At 69.2% G+C, this 18440-nt stretch carries 20 protein-coding genes; 10 read left to right on the top strand and 10 right to left on the bottom strand.

The genetic code is table 11. From position 1 onward, the window contains the following. Positions 1-119 precede the first annotated feature (119 nt). The 4 genes from phaC (at position 120) to phaR (ending at position 4784) form a co-directional block, all read left to right on the top strand. Positions 120-1955 (top strand): class I poly(R)-hydroxyalkanoic acid synthase, encoded by a 1836-nt coding sequence (gene phaC, locus P8627_RS02295; protein WP_279965885.1) that lies wholly within the window; start codon positions 120-122, stop codon positions 1953-1955. A gap of 92 nt (positions 1956-2047) precedes the next feature. Beyond that, positions 2048-3388 (top strand): peroxidase family protein, encoded by a 1341-nt coding sequence (locus tag P8627_RS02290; RefSeq protein ID WP_279965884.1) that lies wholly within the window; start codon positions 2048-2050, stop codon positions 3386-3388. 248 nt (positions 3389-3636) lie between these two features. Then, a complete protein-coding gene (locus P8627_RS02285; protein WP_279965883.1) occupies positions 3637-4080 on the top strand; it encodes a Phasin in 444 nt (147 codons plus the stop codon). A 137-nt stretch (positions 4081-4217) separates the two neighbouring features. Continuing rightward, entirely contained in the window at positions 4218-4784 is a 567-nt protein-coding gene (gene phaR / locus P8627_RS02280) for a polyhydroxyalkanoate synthesis repressor PhaR (protein ID WP_279965882.1), read from the top strand. A gap of 24 nt (positions 4785-4808) precedes the next feature. Here the strand turns inward: phaR and P8627_RS02275 are convergent, their stop codons facing one another. Beyond that, positions 4809-6035, bottom strand: a complete 1227-nt coding sequence (locus tag P8627_RS02275) for a hypothetical protein (RefSeq protein ID WP_279965881.1) — start codon at positions 6033-6035, stop codon at positions 4809-4811. Positions 6036-6092: 57 nt separating this feature from the next. Beyond that, the gene (locus tag P8627_RS02270; RefSeq protein WP_279965880.1) at positions 6093-7460 is read right to left on the bottom strand and encodes an aminotransferase; all 1368 of its coding nucleotides are present in this window, start codon (positions 7458-7460) and stop codon (positions 6093-6095) included. A 151-nt stretch (positions 7461-7611) separates the two neighbouring features. Here P8627_RS02270 and otnK point away from each other — a divergent pair, with 151 nt between their 5' ends. From otnK to P8627_RS02240, 6 genes are read left to right on the top strand one after another with little or no spacing between them, the layout of a single operon-like run. After that, positions 7612-8874, top strand: coding sequence for a 3-oxo-tetronate kinase (gene otnK / locus P8627_RS02265; protein ID WP_279965879.1), 1263 nt, complete (start codon positions 7612-7614; stop codon positions 8872-8874). A gap of 16 nt (positions 8875-8890) precedes the next feature. Next, on the top strand, positions 8891-9502 hold the full coding sequence (locus P8627_RS02260; protein ID WP_279965878.1) for a DUF4178 domain-containing protein: 612 nt from the start codon (positions 8891-8893) through the stop codon (positions 9500-9502). After that, the gene (locus P8627_RS02255) at positions 9499-10782 is read left to right on the top strand and encodes a DUF4178 domain-containing protein (RefSeq protein WP_279965877.1); all 1284 of its coding nucleotides are present in this window, start codon (positions 9499-9501) and stop codon (positions 10780-10782) included. Before P8627_RS02260 ends, P8627_RS02255 begins: the two co-directional genes overlap by 4 nt. A 1-nt stretch (position 10783) precedes the next feature. After that, positions 10784-10945: a hypothetical protein gene (locus P8627_RS02250; RefSeq protein WP_279965876.1), complete on the top strand. Its 162-nt coding sequence runs from the start codon at positions 10784-10786 to the stop codon at positions 10943-10945. A gap of 16 nt (positions 10946-10961) precedes the next feature. Next, the gene (locus P8627_RS02245) at positions 10962-11186 is read left to right on the top strand and encodes a DUF350 domain-containing protein (protein ID WP_279965875.1); all 225 of its coding nucleotides are present in this window, start codon (positions 10962-10964) and stop codon (positions 11184-11186) included. After that, entirely contained in the window at positions 11183-12697 is a 1515-nt protein-coding gene (locus tag P8627_RS02240) for a polyamine aminopropyltransferase (RefSeq protein WP_279965873.1), read from the top strand. Before P8627_RS02245 ends, P8627_RS02240 begins: the two co-directional genes overlap by 4 nt. A 10-nt stretch (positions 12698-12707) precedes the next feature. On the opposite strand, the gene speD is transcribed toward P8627_RS02240, so the two are convergent. The 8 genes from speD to P8627_RS02200 form a co-directional block, all read right to left on the bottom strand. Next, complete coding sequence (gene speD, locus P8627_RS02235) at positions 12708-13058, bottom strand: adenosylmethionine decarboxylase (RefSeq protein WP_279965872.1); 351 nt, start codon at positions 13056-13058, stop codon at positions 12708-12710. A gap of 1 nt (position 13059) precedes the next feature. Then, the gene (dtd, locus tag P8627_RS02230; RefSeq protein ID WP_279965871.1) at positions 13060-13497 is read right to left on the bottom strand and encodes a D-aminoacyl-tRNA deacylase; all 438 of its coding nucleotides are present in this window, start codon (positions 13495-13497) and stop codon (positions 13060-13062) included. 4 nt (positions 13498-13501) lie between these two features. Then, positions 13502-14419: a carbohydrate kinase family protein gene (locus P8627_RS02225; RefSeq protein WP_279965870.1), complete on the bottom strand. Its 918-nt coding sequence runs from the start codon at positions 14417-14419 to the stop codon at positions 13502-13504. Between the two features lie 19 nt (positions 14420-14438). Continuing rightward, positions 14439-15560, bottom strand: a complete 1122-nt coding sequence (locus tag P8627_RS02220) for a primosomal protein N' (replication factor Y) - superfamily II helicase (protein ID WP_407932960.1) — start codon at positions 15558-15560, stop codon at positions 14439-14441. A 2-nt stretch (positions 15561-15562) separates the two neighbouring features. Then, positions 15563-16123 carry a cytochrome b/b6 domain-containing protein gene (locus P8627_RS02215; RefSeq protein WP_279965869.1) on the bottom strand — a complete coding sequence of 187 codons (561 nt, stop codon included), beginning with the start codon at positions 16121-16123 and terminating at the stop codon, positions 15563-15565. A gap of 3 nt (positions 16124-16126) precedes the next feature. Next, positions 16127-16531 carry a hypothetical protein gene (locus P8627_RS02210; protein ID WP_279965868.1) on the bottom strand — a complete coding sequence of 135 codons (405 nt, stop codon included), beginning with the start codon at positions 16529-16531 and terminating at the stop codon, positions 16127-16129. 1 nt (position 16532) lies between these two features. Then, the gene (locus tag P8627_RS02205; RefSeq protein WP_279965867.1) at positions 16533-17642 is read right to left on the bottom strand and encodes an SPFH domain-containing protein; all 1110 of its coding nucleotides are present in this window, start codon (positions 17640-17642) and stop codon (positions 16533-16535) included. A gap of 165 nt (positions 17643-17807) precedes the next feature. Next, positions 17808-18437 (bottom strand): DUF6338 family protein, encoded by a 630-nt coding sequence (locus tag P8627_RS02200; RefSeq protein WP_279965866.1) that lies wholly within the window; start codon positions 18435-18437, stop codon positions 17808-17810. Positions 18438-18440 lie beyond the last annotated feature (3 nt).

The raw sequence follows: 18440 nt of genomic DNA, 5'->3' as shown, positions 1-18440 counted from the left end.
TCCTTGGCGGAGGGGCGGGCGGGCCCGCGCCGTTCGCGCAAGGGCCGTTGGGTCGCCGCCGCCGCTATGCTAGGCATTATTGACCAAGCAGTTGCAGCATGGCGGAGAGAAGTCCAGCGATGAGCGATAAAGACGACGCGAAGACCGGTGAGCGTGACACGACGGATGCAGGCCCGGAAGCGCTGTCCCGGCTGAACGCGAATCTCGCGAAGATCGACGAGCTGTCGAAGCGCCTCGTTGCTGCACTTGCAAACAAGCGCCGTGCCGATCCGGGCCTCCAGGGGCCGGGGCCGGAGCTCTATGCAAAGGCGATGGCGGCCTACTGGACCGAGATGGCCAACAATCCCGGGAAGCTGATCGAACGGCAGGTCGGCTATTGGGGCGAGGCGCTGAAACACGCGGTCGAGGCGCAATCCGCGCTAACGCAGGGCAAGACCGTCGCGCCCGAGGATCCGCAGCCCAAGGACCGCCGCTTCGCCAGCCCGATCTGGCAGGAGCACCCCTATTACAATTTTCTCAAGCAGCAGTACCAGATCAGCGCCTCGGCGATCCGCGACACGGTGAAGGAGCTGGGCGGGCTGGATCCGCGCGACAAGCAGCGGGTCGAGTTCTTCAGCCAGCAGATCGTCGATCTGTTCGCGCCCACGAACTTCCTGGCCACCAATCCCGAGGCGATGGCCCGCGCCGTCGAGACCGAGGGCGACAGCCTGGTGAAGGGACTGGAAAACCTCGTCCGCGATATTGAGGCGAACAAGGGCGACCTTCTGGTCACGCTGTCGGATCCGGACGCCTTCGAACTGGGCGGCAATATCGCGGCGACCGAGGGCTCGGTCGTGTTCCGCAACCGCATGTTCGAGCTGATCCAGTACAAGCCCACGACCGAGAAGGTGCATGCCCGACCGATCGTCCTGTTCCCGCCCTGGATCAACAAGTTCTACGTGCTGGACCTGAAGCCGCAGAACAGCTTCGTGAAATGGGTCGTGGACCAGGGCTACACGCTGTTCGTCGTCAGCTGGGTGAACCCGGATGCGAGCTACGCCGATGTTGGTCTCAAGGACTATATCGAGGACGGCTACCTGACCGCGATCGACGTCGCGAAGGAGATCACCGGCGAGGACCGCGTCAACGCCATCGGCTATTGCATTGCGGGCACCACGCTCTCGATCGTGCTGGCGTTGATGGCGCGTCGCAAGGACACGTCGATCGAGACGGCGACCTTCTTCACCACGCTGGCCGATTTCAGCGACCCGGGCGAGATGGGTGTCTTCCTCGACAAGGATTTCGTCGACGGGATCGAGCGCGAGGCGGCGGTGAAGGGCTATCTCGACCGGTTCTTCATGGGGCGGACCTTCAGCTATCTGCGCTCCAACGACCTGGTCTACGGGCCGGCGATCAAATCCTACATGCTGGGCGAGGCGCCCCCGGCTTTCGACCTGCTCTATTGGAACGGCGACGGCACGAACCTGCCCGGGCCGATGGTGACGGAATACCTGCGCAAGCTCTGCATCGCCAACGAGCTCTGCGAGGGCGGGTTCGACATCATGGGCGAGCGCGGCCTGAAGCTTTCGGATATCGAGACGCCGCTCTGCGCGATCGCCTGCGAGACCGACCATATCGCCCAGTGGAAGGGCGCGTGGTCCACCGTCCGGCAGATGGGATCGGAGGACAAGACCTTCATCCTGTCCGAGTCGGGCCATATCGCCGGGATCGTGAACCCGCCCTCGAAGAAGAAATACGGCCATTACACCAATGACGGCCATGTCGATTTCGACACGGCCGAGGCCTGGCTGGAGGCGGCGACGAAATACGAGGGCTCCTGGTGGCCGCGCTGGGAGAAATGGCTGCGCCCGCATTCCGGCAAGAAGGTCCCTGCCCGCGAGCCGGGCACCGCGACGCATCCCGTCCTCGAAGCGGCACCGGGGACTTACGTATTGCCGAAGGACTCGGCCGCCTGAACCGATTCAAGTCGGGTTTCCCCCACTGACGCGCTTCGGCGCGTCCGTGGGATCCTCTGCGGATATCGCAATTCGCAAGAGAGGGAGCTGACATGAGCAAGGCAATGGAACCGGCCCATCACGGCATGATGACGGGCGTCACGATGGCGATGCACGCGGCCTGCGACGGGGTCGAGCAGGGCACCCAGAGCCTGGGCCGCCCGCATGAGGGATCGGCGGAGCGCAGCTTCGGACGGCTCTTCGATCGGCAGGCGGCGCAGCCAGACGCCGCCGATCTGCGCGCGCTGGCGCAGCGGATGGCCGAGGGCCCCGACGATCCGAAGGACGGCCCGGCCGATGCCGGCACGGCCTTCTTCGGCCAGTTCATCGACCACGACCTGACGCTGGACGCCACGACGCGGTTGGGCGTCGCCTCGGGCAATGTCGCGGAGATCGAGAACTTCCGCACCCCGCGCCTGGATCTCGACAGCGTCTACGGCGCGGGGCCCGAGGTCGATCCCTGGCTCTACGGCCAGGAGGACGAGCCGCTGGCCTTGGCCTTCGGGCGCGGCTGGTCGGCGGGCACCAAGGGCAATCCGCTCGACCTGCAGCGCAACTGCAACGACCGCGCCCTGATCGGCGATCCGCGCAACGACGAGAACCTGTTCATCAGCCAGCTGCACGGCCGCCAGTTCGTGGCGCGCCACAACGAGCTTCTGGCACAGCAGGCCGGCGATGACGCGCACCGGTTCGAGGCCGCCCGCGCGGCGCTCCGGCGCGAGTACCAGACCCGCGTGATCGAGGAGTTCCTGCCCGCCGTCGTGGCCGAGGACGTGCTGCGCCCGCTGGTCGACGGCGCGCGGGCCGGGGCGATGCCCGGGCCGATCGACTGGGACAGCGCGCCGGACATGCCGATCGAATTCGCCGCCGCGGCGTTCCGGTTCGGCCATTCGATGATCCGGCAGAGCTATGCGCTCAACGACGCCTTCCCGGAGGAGGAGATCTTCTCGCCGGTCAACGCGGGCTTCGCGCCGGTGTCGCGGGCGCACAACCTCGAGATGGGTCGGTTCTTCGGGGCCGGCGCGCAGAGGTCGCGGCCGATCAACACCAAGATCGTCGCCGACCTGATCGCGCTGCCGCCGACGGTCGTGCCCGACACCCCGAACCTGGCCGAGCGCAACATGATCCGCGGGCAGCACACCTTCTGCCTGCCCACCGGCGAGGCGCTGGCCGAGGCCTGCGGCTGGACCCCGCTCGACGCGCATCCCGACATCGCCGATCTGGGGCTGACCGGGCAGACGCCCCTGTGGTTCTACATCCTGTGGGAAGCGGAATGCGTGGGCGGCAAGCTGGGCCAGCTGGGCGGCACGCTGGTCGCGGGCACCATCCTGAACCTGATGCTGCGGGACCCGGAATCGATCCTGAACGCGCAGGCGGAGATGGCCGTCGCCTGACGGCGGAGCACCGCCGATCGGCGGGGCGCCCGGAGGGGTGCCCCGCCTTCCATCGTCGCGAACCCCTTGCGAAAATGGGTTGTCCGGGCCGGGCGGCCCGCGCGTTGCCGTTGGGGAAATTTTATGCTGCAGTGCAGAAACGGGCTTGATTTGCCGCGCTGCAGCATGTATCTCATTCGCAGACGCAGAACAAAGCGGCCCGGCGGTTCGGGCCCTGCGACGAGAGACACGCGAGGAGCGACGAAATGATGGCCAAGACGCAAGACTTCACCAAGTACATGAACGACATGCTGGGCATGATGCCGATGGATGCGCACGCGATGGGCGAAGCGTTCAAGAGCCAGGCTGCCTATGCCGAGAAGCTGTCGAAGGTTGCCCTGGGCGCCGCCGAGCAGTCGGCCGAGATCACCCACAAGTTCACCCGCGAGACCCTGTCGAAGATGGCGCCCGTCACCTCCGTCAAGGACGAGCCGGCCGACTACACGAAGGCGATGACCGATTTCGCCTCGGCCTATGCCGAAGTGGCCGCCGAGAACATGGCCGCCTTCGCCGAAGTCGCCAAGAAGGTCCAGATGGACACCGTCGAGATCATGATGGCCGCGGGCAAGGAAGCCCAGGAAGACGCGACCGCCGCCGTCAAGAAGGCGACTGCCGAGACGACCGCCGCGACCAAGAAGGCCGCCGCGAAATAATCCGGCCGGCCTGACGGCCAACCGACTTCCGAAGGGCAGGGCGCATCCGCGTCCTGCCCTTTTTCTATGCGCTTTTCGTTTGCGCCCCCGTGCTTCTGCGTTACCCTCGCCGCACCGCAACACGAAAGGGTCGCGCCATGGCGGACGAAACGAAGCCGCTCCTGATCAAGCGCTACGCCAGCCGGCGGCTCTACAACACCGAGACCAGCGACTATGTCACGCTGGACGACATCGCGGGCTTCATCCGCGCCGGGCGCGAGGTGAAGATCGTCGACCTGAAATCCGGCGACGACCTGACCCGCTCCTACCTTCTGCAGATCATCGCCGAGCACGAGTCGAAGGGCGAAAGCGTCCTGCCGCTCGCCGTGCTGACCGATCTCGTCCGCTCCTACACGGGCGCGGCGCAATCGGTCGTGCCGGAATTCCTCGCGCATAGCTTCGAGATGCTGCGCTCGGGCCAGTCGAAGCTGGTCGAGAACATGACCGCGATGAACCCGATGTCGCAGATGCCCGGCTTCAAGGCGATGCAGGAGCAGCAGGCCGCGTTCTTCAAGGCGATGACGGGTGGCTTGAAGCCCCCCACCGGCGGCGAGGCCGCGCCCGAGACGGGCGAGGCGGCGCCCGACCGCTCCGCCGAGGAGCTCGACGACATCCGCAAGCAGCTGGCGCAGATGCAGGCGATGCTGGCCAAGATGAACAAGTAGGCCCGCGCCTTCCAGGTCCCCGCGTCACTGCGCAGGCACGAAGCGCTCCATCACCAGACGCACCGGCCCCTCGCCCTCGCCGACGAGGCGCAGCGCGAGAATGTAGCGCCCCGCGGGCAGCCGCGAGACGAGTTGGCTGTCGAGCCCGTCCTGCGCGTCGTCGTTGAACCCGATGCGTCGGCCCGCGCGGTCGAAGAGCGTCACCGCCGGGTCCAGCCCGCCGCCCAGCGCTTCGGTCAGGATCAGCCCGCCGGCCGGCAGGTCGAAGGCGAACCAGCTTGCCCGCGCACCGGCGGTCACGTCGCTAAGCAGCACCGTCTCCAGCGCCCCGAGTTCGCCGATCGCCACGTCGTCGGACGGGGTGGGCGCGATCTCGGCATCGTCGAGCCTCTGGCGCCGCGCGGCGGCGGGGTCGAAGGCCGAGACGGTGACCGTGATCGGGTTGTCCGAGCCGTTCAGATCGCCGATTTCGAGGCAGATCTCGCCCGGGCCCACCGGCCGCTCCAGGTCGACGCGGCTGTTGAGCCCGTCGAAATCGTCGTTCTCGGCGAGGAGCTCCCCATCGGCGTCCCGCACGGTCAGGATGGGATCGCCGGTCTCGCTGATGGCGGTGATCGACAGGGCCGTCGCCTCGGCCAGCCCCAGGCCCCAGGCCGGTGTTTCGCCCTGCGTCGCGGTGGCCGAGAGCCCGCCTTCGAGCCCCGCGCGGTCGAGCCCGTCGCCCAGCCGCGCGAGGTCGGGCGTGCCGCAGCCGCCGGTCGCGGGCTCGGAGGGCAGGGCGGAGGCCGCGCCGCCGCCATTCGTCATCGCGGCCATCTCGGTCCGGCCGACGCGGATCGCGACATCGGTCACGCCACTCTCGTAGCTGCGCGCGGCCAAGCAATAGGTGCCCGGCGCCAGCGCCATCTCGGCCCGCGCGGCGAAATCACCGCCGCTGTCGTCGTCGCCGCCCACCTCGGCCCCCGCCGAATCGAAGACGGTCACGTAGGGGTCGCCCGCGGGCTCCGCCGCGACCTCGATGCGGATCTCGGCACGCTCGGACAGGGTGAACATGCGCACCAGATGCCCGGCGATGGGCACTCGGCCCGTCAGGTCGAACGGCGCCTCGGCCGTGGCAAGGTCGGAGGCCGCCTCGCTTCCGCCGACCCATTCGCCCACGAGGCTGATGCCGCCGCAGATCGGCGCCTGCGCCCAGGCCGGACTGCCCGCGATCCCGACCGCGAGCGCGGCCCATGCCAGATATCGTGCCATCGCCCGTCCTCCCGTTTCGGGGGTCAGGCTAGGCCCCGCCACCGGTCCCGGCAAGCGTCAGGCGAGACCGGCGAAGACCTCGTCCAGGGCGCCGCCCAGCTTGTCGAACATCTCGTCCATCTGCGCGTCGGTCATGATGAAGGGCGGGCAGAGCACGATCGATTGTCCCAGCGGGCGGCAGATCAGCCCATGATCGGTGCAGGTGTTGGCGATGCGCTCGCTGACCGAGAGATGGCTGTCCCAGGGCGTCTTCGTCGCCTTGTCCTTCACCGCCTCCAGCGCGCCCATCAGCCCGCGCCCGCGCCATTCGCCGATATGCGGATGCGCGGCCAGCTTCGCGAGGCCGGCCTCGAACCGGGGGGTCAGGCGGCGGACATCGTCGAGCAGCCCGCCGCGCACCAGTTCGATCGCCTTGAGCGCGATGGCGCAGCCGACCGGATGGCCCGAGGCGGTGAAGCCATGCGGAAACTCCTCGATCGCGTCGACGGCCCGGCTCATGCGGTCCGACAGCTCGGGCCCCAGGATGACGGCGCCCATCGGGAAGAACCCGGCGGTCAGCGCCTTCGACGAGATGATGGCGTCCGGCACGAAGCCGTAGCTCTCGCAGCCCCAGAGCTCGCCCGTACGCCCGAAGCCCGTGATGACCTCGTCGGCGATGACCGGGATGCCGTGCGCCCGCAGGACCGGCAGGATCGCGTCGAAATAGCCCTCGGACGGGGGGATCACGCCGCCCGCCCCCTGCACCGGCTCGGCGAAGAAGCCTGCGATCGTGTCGGCGCCTTCGCGGGCGATGACCTCTTCCAGCTCGGCGGCGAGGCGCGCGGTGAACGCGGCCTCGCTCTCGCCGTCGCGGCCCTCGCGCCAGAAATGCGGACAGGTCAGGTGGATGAAGCCCGGCAGGGGCAGGCCGAAGACGGAATTGTAGGGCTTGCCGGTCATCGAGGCCGAGACGACGGTGACCCCGTGATAGGCATTGCCGCGGGTCAGGATCTTGCGGGCCTGCGGGCGCCCTTCGGCGGCGTGCAGGAACCACAGCATCTTGACCATGGTGTCGTTCGCCTCGGACCCGGAATTGGTGTAGAACACCTTCGCATCCTCGAAGGGCGCGACCTCGGCCAGTGTCTCGGACAGCTCGACCGTGGTGTCGGCCATGCGGCCGAAGAAGGCGTGGTAGCCCGGGAAGCGCGCGTATTGCGCCTGCGCGGTCGCGATCAGCTCGGGATGGTCGAATCCCGCGATCATGTTCCAGAGGCCCGAATTCGCATCGAGGTAGCGGCGGCCCTCGGTGTCGATGACATAGGGCCCCTCGCCGCGGGTCAAGACGACCGTCCCGCGCTCAGCGATTGAGGGCAGGTCGGTGAAGCCGAAGAAGCTGTGCCGCTTGGCGCGGGCGTCCCAGTCGTCGGGCAAAACGGTGTCGGGCATGGCGTGACCTCTCGCGGCTCTGGCGTCTTGCTACGCCCGCCCGGGGGCGCCGTCCATCCGCGACCGAAAGGCATCACCCGGCGCGATTTCGCCATGCGCGGCTTTCCCCGCGCGCGCCGCCCCGGCACCATTTGCCGCAGGGGGATCTGCAATGCCCGAGACGTTCTTCGGCGCCATCGCCGACGATTTCACCGGCGCGACCGACCTTGCTGCGATGCTGTCGCGCGCGGGCGTCCCGGTCACGCTGCGCATCGGCCTGCCGGGCCCCGGGGCCGTGCCCGCGCCCTTCGAGGTGATCGCGCTGAAGATCCGCACCACCCCGCCCGAGGACGCCGTGTCCGAGGCCCGCGCGGCGCTGCGCTGGCTGCGCAAGCAGGGCGCGCAGCGGCTGTTCTGGAAATACTGCTCGACCTTCGACAGCACGCCGCAGGGCAATATCGGCCCCGTGGCCGATGCGCTGATGAACGATCTGGGCGTCGAGCGCACGGTGCATTGCCCGGCCTTCCCCGAGAATGGCCGCCGCGTCTTCATGGGCAAGCTCTTCGTCGGCGAGGAGCTTCTGAGCGAGAGCCCGATGAAGGATCACCCGCTGACGCCAATGCGCGATTCCGACCTACAGCGCCTTCTGGCCCCGCAGGTCCGGCGCGAGACGGCGCTGGTCGCGCTGCCGGTGGTGCGCGCGGGGGCCGCGGCGATTGCGGAGGCGATCGCGGCACGGCGCGGGCATGTCGTGGTCGATGCCGTCGAGACCGAGGACTTGGCCGCCATCGCCGCGGCCGTGGCCGAGATGCCGCTTGTCTGCGGCGGATCGGCCATCGCGCAGCCCTTGCCCGCGCTCTGGCGCGCGGCGGGGGCGGTCGCGCGGGCGGACGCGACGCTTCCCGTGCCGGCGCCGGGGCAGGTCGTGCTGTCGGGCTCCTGCTCGGCGATGACGCGCAAGCAGGTGGGCCGCTACCTGGACGCGGGCGCGACCGGCTACCGGCTCGACCCGCTGGAATTGGCGAAGGGCCAGCTGACCCATGCGCGCGAATGGCTGGCGGCGCAGGACCCGGCCGCGCCGAAGATCATCTTCGCCACCGCCGAGCCCAAATCCGTGGCTGCCGCGCAGGAGGCGCTGGGCGTCACCCGTGCCGGCGCGCTGGTCGAGGAGGCGCTGGCGCAGCTGGCCCAGGACGCCCGCGCGATGGGAATCGCCCGCATCGTCGTCGCGGGGGGCGAGACCTCGGGCGCGGTGACCCGCGCGCTGGGCGTCGAGAGCCTGACGCTCGGGCCGGAGATCGCGCCGGGCGTGCCCTGGTGCTTCACCGGGGACGGCGCCGCACTGGCCCTGAAATCAGGGAATTTCGGCGCCGAGACCTTCTTCACCGACGCCTTCGCGCTGCTGGGCGACGGGCCTTCCGCCGCGGCGTCCTGAGGGTATCGTGGCGGGAATGGAACGCTCCAACTGTCCCAATTGCGGCGCCGCGCTGCCGCCGATCCTGGCCTTCGCGCGGATGGTGAATTGCGAATTCTGCGGCTCGGCCGTGCTGCTGGACGGCGAGGTCGTGCGGAAGACGGGCGAGGCGGGCGCGATGCTCGATGCGCCCGAGCTGATCTATCTGGGCCGGTCCGTGCGCCTGGCGGGTCAGGTCTTCGAGCCGCAGGGCCATGTCCGCTACGATTACGGGCGGGGCCATTGGGACGAGTATTTCGGCAGCCTCGCCGGCGAGGGCGTCTGGGTCTCGGTCGACGAGGGCGACGTCGCGATCCAGCGCCCGGCCGATCCCCCGCCGCCGGGCGGGCGCGAGCTGTTCCGCGTGGGCGCCACGGTCGACCATGCGGGACTGCGTTGGACCTGCACCGAGGTGGACGACGCCGTGGCCACCGCGTTCCGTGGCCAGCTGCCCGAGCCCGTATCCATCGGCGACCGGCATCTCTACGCCAATTTCGCGGGCCATGGCGGCGCGATCCTCTCGGGCGAGATCTGGTCCGAGGGCGGCCGCGACCGCGCCGCGTGGTTCTTCGGCCACTGGGTCGATCCCTTCGAGGTGGAGGAGGCATGACCGACGCCGCCCGCGCCATCGACTGTCCGAATTGCGGCGCCGGCCTGCCGGTGCTGGGCGGCGGGCGCGTGGTGATGCAGGTCTGCTCCTATTGCGGGGCGGCGCTCGACGCGCTGGACGACTGGCGCGTGATGAAGGTCTTCGGCGACATGCCGCGCCCCGAGAGTCCGTTCCGGCTGGGGATGGAGGGCCGCATCGAGGGCGTGCCCTTCACCATCATCGGCACGCTGGGCCAGTCCGAGACCTATGAGGGCCGGACCTGGCGCTGGACCGATCACATGCTGTTCTCGCCCACCCACGGCTATGCCTGGCTGACCGTCGAGGACGGCCATACCCTGCTGACGCGCAAGCAGCGCGACTGGCCGGGCGGCGGGTTCCTGACCTCGGCCGTCGTCGAGCGGTCGGAGCAGCGGCCCAGCCGGGCCTGGCGGGGACGGACCTATCGCTATTACGCGACCTCGAACTGGCGCACCGATTTCGTCGAGGGCGCCTTCAACTGGCGGCCCGCCAAGGACGCGCGCGGAACGACCGTGTCGATGATGCCGAACGGTCGGGCCCTCGACATGCTGGCCTTCGTCGAGGGGCGGGCCGGGCAGGGCGTCGAGCGCGAGGTCGAGCGCACGACCTATTGGCCCGAGGCCGCCGCGGCCTTCGGGGCCACGCCGCCGGTGCCGCAGGGCACGCATCCGCTCCAGCCTTGGAAGGCCGAGCAGCATCGCGGATACTACCTCGCGCTGTTCGGCGGCCTGACGGCCGCGGCGCTGGTCGCGGTGCTGGCGATGCTGTCGATGCGCGGCGAGGGGCGGCTGGTCTGGGATGCCCCGCCGCGCGAGCTGTCGGCGCCGCTGGCGATCGAGATCACGAATGCCGATCGGCCGGTGATGCTGCGGCTCGACCAGCGCCTGCGAAACGACTGGGCCGTCTACGGCATCGCGCTGACCGGGCCCGACGGTGCGCCGCTGGCCGATACCGAGCGCGCGATCAGCTACTATTCGGGCACAGAGGGCGGCGAAAGCTGGACCGAGGGCAGCCGTAGCGTCACTCTGGGCTTTCAGCCGCCGGCGCCGGGCCGCTACGAACTGGCGCTGTCGCAGCTCGAGGCGGGCAGCCGCGACGCGGGCCGCGTACCGCTGCGCGTCACCGCCCACGAGGGACGCACCAACATCACCTGGCTGACCGTCGCCCTGGCGGGCTTTGCGCTGGCGCTGGCCTGGGTGGCCTCGGCCCCCTACCGTCACCGCATGGCCCGCTGGAAGGGCGGCGACTGGAGCGACGACTGAGATGGGCCGATTGCTGATCACCTTGCTGTCGCTGGCCATCCTGGCCGGCGCGGGCTGGGCCTCCTGGACGGGGGTGGGCGTGGCCAGCCGCGACACCGGCGCGACCAGCATCCGGACCGGCTCGGCCGGAGTGGGCGGCGTGGGCCGTATCCGCGTGAAATGACCAAAGGGAGCACGACATGACCGCCTTCGACGGCATCCTCTTCTCCGAGATCGTCGCGACGATCTTCTACACCTTCTTCGGGCTGTTCCTGCTGCTCGGCTCGTGGTGGCTGATCGAGGCGCTGACGCCCTTCAGCCTGCGCAAGGAGCTGGAGGAGGATCAGAACACCGCCATCGCCATCGTCATGGGCGCCATGTTCATCGCGCTGGCGATCATCATCGCCGCGGTGATGCGCGCTTGAGCGAGGCCGCCCGCCCCAACCGGGGCGCCGAGATCTGGCTGCTGGCGACGACGCTCGTGGTGGCCGTGGCGGGCCTGATCTACGAGCTGATCGCCGCCACGGTGTCGAGCTACCTTCTGGGCGATTCGATCCGGCAGTTCAGCTTCGTCATCGGCGTGTTCCTCGCCGCGATGGGCGTCGGCGCCTGGGCGTCGCGCTGGGTGATCGACGCGGTGACGGGCTTCGTGCGCGCGCAGATTGGGCTGGGGCTGATCGGCGGCTTCGCGGCGCTGGTCACCTTCGCCAGCTACGCGGCGACGGGGGCGGTGGCGCTGCCGCTCTACGGGGCGCTGGTGGCCGTGGGCCTGCTCTCGGGGATGGAGATCCCGCTTCTCGCCCGCATCCTGGCCGAGATCGGCGCCGGCCGCTTCCGGTTCGAGAACGTCCTCTCCGTCGATTATCTGGGCGCGCTGGTCGCGTCGCTGGCCTTCCCGGTGCTGATCGTACCGCATCTGGGCCTGGTGGCGGCGGGGCTGGGTTTCGGGCTGATGAACCTCGCCGTCGCGGGCGGAACGCTCTGGCTCTTCCGCGCGCGGCTCGGGGCGGGGGACTGGCTCGGCTGGTTCGCCGCCGTGCTGGCCGTGGCCGCGGCCCTGGTCTGGTCGGGCCCGATCGCAGCGGCGCTCGACGCGCGCCTCTACGCCGAGGAGATCGTGCTGAACGAGCGCTCCGCCTACCAGCAGATCACCGTGACGCGGCACCGCGAGCGCACGCGCCTGCATCTCGACGGCGCGATCCAGTTCGACACGATCGACGAGCATCGCTACCACGAGGCGCTGGTCCATCCGGCCATGGCGCAGGCGCCGCGCCGGGCCCGCGTGCTGATCCTGGGCGGCGGCGACGGAATGGCCGCGCGCGAGGTGCTGCGCTGGGATCCCGAGGCGGTCGTGCTGGTCGATCTGGACCCGGCGGTGACAGGCCTGTTCCGCGACCGCGCCGACCTCGCGGCGCTCAATGACGGCGCGCTGCGCGACGACCGCGTTACGGTCGTGAACGCCGATGCCTTCACCTGGGTGCGGGACGGCGCGGACCGGTTCGACGTCGCGATCCTCGACCTTCCGGATCCGAAGAACCTATCGCTTTCAAGGCTCTACAGCGCGGAGTTCTACCGGCTTCTGGCGGCCCGGATGTCGGCGCAGGGCGTGGTCGTCACGCAGGCGGGCTCGCCCATGTTCGCGCCCGAGGCGTTCTGGATCGTGGCGCGGACCCTGCGGACGGAATGGTCGGTGACGCCTTACCAAGCCTATGTGCCCAGCTTCGGCCTCTGGGGCTTCGTTCTGGCCGTCCCTGTGAGGATGCGGCCGCGCCAGGCGCCCTATCCGCAAGACCTGCGCTGGCTCACGCCCGCGGTCTGGTCCGCCGCGCAGGTCTTCGACGCCGAGACCGGGCCGCGCGAGGGGCCGGTCAACACGCTGCGGACCCATCCGCTGCCGCGGGCCTACACCGCCGGCTGGGACAGATGGTTCCAGTAGAATCAGGGTTTTACGCGTCGATCTTCATAGAGGGCCGCAACGCCCCGCGCACCAGGATCCGCCGGTCCGACCGGCGCGGGCGCAGGGCTTCGTCCAGCGCGTCGGCGGCGGCTTCGACATCGGCCGTGCCGCACATGAAGAGATCGAGCGCCGCGTAGTCGTGCTCGGGCCAGGTGTGCACGGAGATGTGGCTTTCGGCGAGCAGCAGCACGCCGGTCACGCCGCCGCCCTCGAAGGGATGGAACTGCGCCGAAAGGACATGCGCGCCGCCGGCGCGGGCGGCCTCGCGCATCGCGGCCTCCAGCACGGCCTCGCCCATCAGCCCGCCCCAGTGCTCCAGGATCAGATGTCGCCCGATCATCTCAGCGCTCCATCTGGATCGTCACGGGGCCGTCATTGACCAGGTGGACCGCCATGTCGGCGCCGAAGCGGCCGGTCTCGACCGCGAGGCCCGCATCCCGCAGGGCCGCGCAGAAATGCGCGTAGAGACGCTCGCCTTCTTCGGGCGGGGCGGCTGCGGAAAAGCCGGGCCGGTTGCCGCGCGAGGTGTCGGCTGCCAGCGTGAACTGGCTGACCACCAGCGCCGCGCCGCCGGCCTCCAGCACCGAGCGGTTCATCCGCCCCTCCGCATCGCGGAACACGCGCAGCTTGGCGATGCGCGCGGCGAGCGCCTCGGCATTGGCTTCGGTGTCGCCGGCCATGGCGCAGACCAGGATCATCATGCCCGGCCCGCAGCGCCCGACCACGGCGCCGTCGATCTCGACCCGCGCCTCGGAGACGCGTTGCAGGACGGCGCGCAACGGCTCAATCCCCGCCGGCGGCGTCCGCCGCCTCCAGCTCGCGGGCCCAGGGCGGGTTGGCGCCTGCCCGGCTGACGGTGACGGCCGCGGCGCGGCTGCCCAGATCGAGCGCGTCGCGCAGGATGTCGTCCGCGGGCGCCGCCTCCGGCAGCCCGGCCAGCGCGCCCGCGCGGTGCAGCCCCGCCAGGAAGCCCGCGTTGAACGTGTCGCCCGCGCCGACGGTGTCGACGACCGTCACCTTCTGCGCCTTGACCCGCACCGTGCCGCGCCGCGTCACGGCGACCACGCCCTTCGCGCCCTCGGTCACGCAGAGCACCTTGGCCCCGTGATCCAGCACATCCTCGGGCGTCATCTTGAGCCAGGCCATGTCCTCGTCCGACAGTTTCACGATGTCGGCGGCATGCAGCAAACGCTCGAGCCGGGCGCGGAAGGCGGCCTCATGGGCGATGAAATTCGGGCGGATGTTCGGGTCGATCATCATCGGCAGGTGCTGATGCCCGATGGCGAGCCCCTCATAGGCGCGGGCGCAGGGCTCGGTCGCGAGGGAAATCCCGCCGATGAATAGCGCCTCGATCCCCTTCATCGACGGCGCATCCGCGAGGCCCAGCATCCGGCCCGCCGTTCCCTCGTCGTAGAAGGCGTATTGCGCGTGCCCGTCGGTGAGCGTCACGAAGGCCAGCGTCGTGGGTCGATCCGACAGCGCGGCGCGGTTCTCGACGTCGCTATCCGCCATCGCCTGCGCCAGCTTCCGGCCGAAGAGGTCGCGGCTGAGCCCGGTATGCAGCGCGACCGGCGCGCCGAGCCGGCCCAGCGCGATCGCGGTGTTGAAGACGGCGCCGCCCGGTACCGGCAGGAAAGCGTCGCCATCCGGCGTCTCGCGCGGCAGCATGTCGATCAGGGCTTCGCCCGCGCAGAGGATCATGGCGTCTTCCTTCGGCTTCTCATTGCGCCCCGGCATAAAGCGCCGCGGCGATGGCCGCCACCACCAGCGCCGCCAGGACCGCCAGCGCGATCTTGACGGCCGACCACGGGCGTTCGCCCTGCACCCGGCCGGTCTGGCCGTTGACGACGAAACGGTAGCTGGTGCCGCGATACTTGTAGGCGGCGATCCAGACCGGCAGCAGGACATGCTTGAAGGTCACGTCCGACAGCCGCGTGTCGATCGCTTCGATCCGCTGCTGGTCGCCGCCGATCGCCATGCGCACGTCGCGCGCGATGGCTGCGTCCATCCGCGCCCGCGCCTCGCGCAGGCCGTCGGCCAGCTCGATCCGGTAGGCCTCGGCACGGAATCCCGCGAGGAATTGCGGCGCGTAGGGGGCCAGCGCGGACATGTCCCAAGGCTCGAGCGCGTCGGTATGGGTCTTTGGCAGCGACGTCGAGGCGAGGATCGTGACGTCGTCGAAGAACCGCCGGGTGCGGCCGCGACGCGGCGTCCAGCGGATCTTGGGCACTTGCACCTGCACGGGCTTGCCGTCGCGCATGACGGTCCGGGTCACGTAATAGGTGTCGCCGCGCTGACCGCGCCAGTCGCTCTCGCTCTGCGCGTCGAAGGTCCAGAAGGGGACGTAGATGCCCGACATCTTGCGGCCCTTGCGGGCGTATTTCTGCAAGCCGTTCGGGGCGAACCACAGCCCGCCCAGCCAGGCGTTCATCGCGTCATGGGCCTGCCGCTCCTCCAGTGCGAAGGGGATCAGCGCGGCGGGCTTGATATGGCGGTTGGTGCCGGTGTCGGTGACCACGGGCGTGGCGCAGAACGGGCATTCGGCGGCGTGGATGGCCGGGTCGAACTCGACCTGCGCGCCGCAATTGGAGCAGGCGAGGACGCGCGTCTCCTCGATCTCGGCGTCGGATGCGGCGGCGAGGCCCGTCTCGATGTCGATCTCGCGGATCGCGGCCGGGGCGCTGCGGCCCAACGCTTCGACATTGCCGCAATGGTCGCAGACCATGCGGTCGCCGCCGGGATCGAAGCGCATGTCTCCGCCGCAGGCGTCGCAGGGGAAGCGATGCTCCTCGGTCTTCGGGACCTCGGGCGGGCGCGGCGGCTCGCGGGAGACGGAGGGCACCTTCACAGGAAGCGGTGCAACACGCGGGGCGCCATGATCCGCAGCGCGTTGTCGCGCAGGCGCAGATGGCGCCAGATGTGGAAGGCGGCGTGGAAGGCGACGATGCCGCCCAGGATGTAGAACTCGATCGTGTGCAGCGTGCCGACCCAGCGGTTCGCCTCGGGCAGGCCCATCGGGGGCGCGATGGGCAGGATGCCGCCCGCGAACAGGATGCGGCTGGCCGTGAGCCCGATCAGGAAGCCGGTCAGCGCCACGCCGAACAGCCCCCAGATGATCGTCAGGTGCAGCGGCCGGTGGATCGCGCGCGCCGCGCCGCGCAGCTTCGGTCCCGGGCGCGAGGCGAGGCCGCGCCAGAGCAGATCGCCCGTCCAGACCAGCGCCATGGTCACGAAGATCAGCCCGAAGACCGAGTGCAGCTGCACCGCCCAGGATCCGATCCGCGCCACGTCGCCGGGCGTGACGATCAGGAACCAGAGGAAGAAGGGCACCATCGTCCAGTGAAGGGCCTTGAGCCAGGTGCGGCGGCTGGGCAGGCGGCGGCGGATCGCGTCGGGCAGCGCCATGGCTCAGGCTCCCGTGATCGCGCGGGGCAGCATGGCGCGGAAGGCGCCGTCGCCCAGGACCGAGGCGCGCCAGAGGTTGAAGACGCCGTGCAGCGCCGCCGCGCCGAGCAGTGCGAGGAGAAGCGGGCGCGCAGCCGGCGGGTCAATCAGCGTCCAGACGGCCGCGGCGGCGAAGGTGGCGAGCATCAACCCATGCGCCGGGCGCACCAGCGCGCGCAGCCGAGGCGCGAGCTTCGGGCCGGGCCGGCGAAGGCCGCGGACCGCCGTCAGCGCGATCCAGGCTGTGGCGAGCGCAACCATCAGCAAACCCGTGGCCGGGCCGGGACGGGCCAACGCGGCCACGAGCGACGGCAGCGCCGCCCAGTGCAGCGCCATCGCCAGACCGTCTATCGCGCGCCGGCCGGTCATGTCATCCCGCGGGCGGCGGCGGCGGGGGCATCACCGTGAAGAGCTGGGCCAGCTCGTCCACGTCATCGGCGGTCTTCCAGCCGTCCTGGCCCTGCGTCCAGACCAGCGTCTCGCGCGTGACCTCGCCCTCGCTCACCATCCGGCCCAGCCGCGCCTTCGAGAATGGGCCCTTGGTCTGGCCGTTCTCGGCGATGTGCCAGACATGCTCGACCGGCGGGGGCGGCGGCGGCGGGGCCGCCTGGACGGGGGCCTGGCCCCAGGGACCGGCTTGCGCCATCATGTTGCCCATCGCCATGCCCATGCCGGCGCCGAGGCCCATGCCCATTCCGGAATTCGGCGTCCCCGCGGCGTCCTGCATCGCCTCGGCGGTAGCGAATTGCTGGTACTTGGCGAGATCGCCGATCACGCCCATCGAGGTGCGCTTATCGAGCGCCGCCTCGACCGCGGGCGGCAGCGAGATATTCTCGACATAGAGCTCGGGCACCACGAGGCCGTATTCCTTGGTCGTGGCCGAGATCTGCTCGGCCACGATGCGGCCCAGCTCGTCGGTATTGGCGGCCATGTCGAGCACGGGGATCCGGCTGGCCGCCAGCGCGCGGGATGCGGATTGCACGATCATGTTGCGGATCTGGAACTGGATCTCGTCGCGGGTGAACTCGCCATCGGTGCCGACGATCTCGGTCATGAAGCGGGCGGGATCGGCCACCTTGATCGCGTAGGTCCCGAAGGCGCGCAGGCGGACGGGGCCGAATTCCGGGTCGCGCAGGGTGATCGGGTTCTTGGTGCCCCATTTCAGGTCGGTCATGCGCGTGGTCGAGACGAAGTAGATCTCGGACTTGAACGGCGATTTGAACCCGTGGTCCCAGTGCTGCAGCGTCGTCATGACGGGCATGTTGTTGGTCTCGAGCATGTAGAGACCGGGCATGAAGACATCGGCCAGCTGGCCCTCGTGGATGAAGACCGCGGCCTGCCCCTCGCGCACCGTCAGCTTGGCGCCGTACTTGATCTCGTGGCCGTGCCGCTCGAACCGGTAGACCAGCGTGTCGCGGGTGTCGTCGGTCCACTCGATGACGTCGATGAACTGGCCGGACAGGAAGTCGAAGATGGGCATGGAGTTTAACCTTTCTTCGGCTTTTGAATGGAGGAGGTTGCCCGCGGAAGCTTCGACGGCGGTCCGCTTGGCTTCGATGAAGTCCCGCCTGCCTGAAGACCGCGCTTGGCAGTATCTTGCCGGACGGGTTTTGCCGAATAGCCTTCTACCAGAAGGCGTCGATCATCACGTGCCATTCTCATCTCCTTCAGGATCGAGAAACTCGATCGAACGAACTCGCGACAGACTTATCAGCGCAGAACGGCCGGGGGATTGCTCTATCATCTGATCATCCTGATCGACCGAATATACGCGCTCCAAGAACAGATCACTACGGTCAGGATCCGTCGAAGCCAAAGAGCATTCGCCGAACCATCCCCTGACGATGGTCCCGTCTTCGTAGGTAACTATTACGAAACATGGGTCGCGATCCTGCCCGAACGCGAAATCATGCCCTCTCTGAACGGGATGTGTGACAGGTAGCGAAAGACGGCGCAGGATCGCCCTATTCCAGCCGTTCGAGAGGTTCCAGCCGAGCAAGGCGCCAAGCAACGCCGGCCAGACGAGAACGTTAAGAAGAAGATCGACACGGGCTGGAAATTTTGCGGGGACGAAACCGACAAGTGATACTAGCCATGCTCCTGCTTCGACGAGAACCTGAATGATGAGGCTAAAAATGATTGCCTCGACAACAAGTTCTGCAGGTTTGGGCCGAAGGCCCGCAACGAAGCGCGACCGGACGATGATGACGACATAGCCGGCCAATAGATACCGAGCGAAGAACTCGAAAGTATCCGGCGATAAGAGCTGTCCCATCGG

The organism is Jannaschia sp. GRR-S6-38 (genome assembly GCF_029853695.1).
Lineage (GTDB): Bacteria > Pseudomonadota > Alphaproteobacteria > Rhodobacterales > Rhodobacteraceae > Jannaschia > Jannaschia ovalis.
Note: the sequence above shows the minus strand (reverse complement) of the source record. Positions and strands in the feature narration are given on the sequence as shown.

What these genes read in the sequence shown, in the direction of transcription:
- phaC (WP_279965885.1), top strand. Translation starts at nt 120, where the DNA reads ATGAGCGATAAAGACGACGCGAAGACCGGTGAGCGTGACACGACGGAT.
- P8627_RS02290 (WP_279965884.1), top strand. Translation starts at nt 2,048, where the DNA reads ATGAGCAAGGCAATGGAACCGGCCCATCACGGCATGATGACGGGCGTC.
- P8627_RS02285 (WP_279965883.1), top strand. Translation starts at nt 3,637, where the DNA reads ATGGCCAAGACGCAAGACTTCACCAAGTACATGAACGACATGCTGGGC.
- phaR (WP_279965882.1), top strand. Translation starts at nt 4,218, where the DNA reads ATGGCGGACGAAACGAAGCCGCTCCTGATCAAGCGCTACGCCAGCCGG.
- P8627_RS02275 (WP_279965881.1), bottom strand. Translation starts at nt 6,035, where the DNA reads ATGGCACGATATCTGGCATGGGCCGCGCTCGCGGTCGGGATCGCGGGC.
- P8627_RS02270 (WP_279965880.1), bottom strand. Translation starts at nt 7,460, where the DNA reads ATGCCCGACACCGTTTTGCCCGACGACTGGGACGCCCGCGCCAAGCGG.
- otnK (WP_279965879.1), top strand. Translation starts at nt 7,612, where the DNA reads ATGCCCGAGACGTTCTTCGGCGCCATCGCCGACGATTTCACCGGCGCG.
- P8627_RS02260 (WP_279965878.1), top strand. Translation starts at nt 8,891, where the DNA reads ATGGAACGCTCCAACTGTCCCAATTGCGGCGCCGCGCTGCCGCCGATC.
- P8627_RS02255 (WP_279965877.1), top strand. Translation starts at nt 9,499, where the DNA reads ATGACCGACGCCGCCCGCGCCATCGACTGTCCGAATTGCGGCGCCGGC.
- P8627_RS02250 (WP_279965876.1), top strand. Translation starts at nt 10,784, where the DNA reads ATGGGCCGATTGCTGATCACCTTGCTGTCGCTGGCCATCCTGGCCGGC.
- P8627_RS02245 (WP_279965875.1), top strand. Translation starts at nt 10,962, where the DNA reads ATGACCGCCTTCGACGGCATCCTCTTCTCCGAGATCGTCGCGACGATC.
- speD (WP_279965872.1), bottom strand. Translation starts at nt 13,058, where the DNA reads ATGATCGGGCGACATCTGATCCTGGAGCACTGGGGCGGGCTGATGGGC.
- P8627_RS02225 (WP_279965870.1), bottom strand. Translation starts at nt 14,419, where the DNA reads ATGATCCTCTGCGCGGGCGAAGCCCTGATCGACATGCTGCCGCGCGAG.
- P8627_RS02215 (WP_279965869.1), bottom strand. Translation starts at nt 16,123, where the DNA reads ATGGCGCTGCCCGACGCGATCCGCCGCCGCCTGCCCAGCCGCCGCACC.
- P8627_RS02210 (WP_279965868.1), bottom strand. Translation starts at nt 16,531, where the DNA reads ATGACCGGCCGGCGCGCGATAGACGGTCTGGCGATGGCGCTGCACTGG.
- P8627_RS02205 (WP_279965867.1), bottom strand. Translation starts at nt 17,642, where the DNA reads ATGCCCATCTTCGACTTCCTGTCCGGCCAGTTCATCGACGTCATCGAG.
- P8627_RS02200 (WP_279965866.1), bottom strand. Translation starts at nt 18,437, where the DNA reads ATGGGACAGCTCTTATCGCCGGATACTTTCGAGTTCTTCGCTCGGTAT.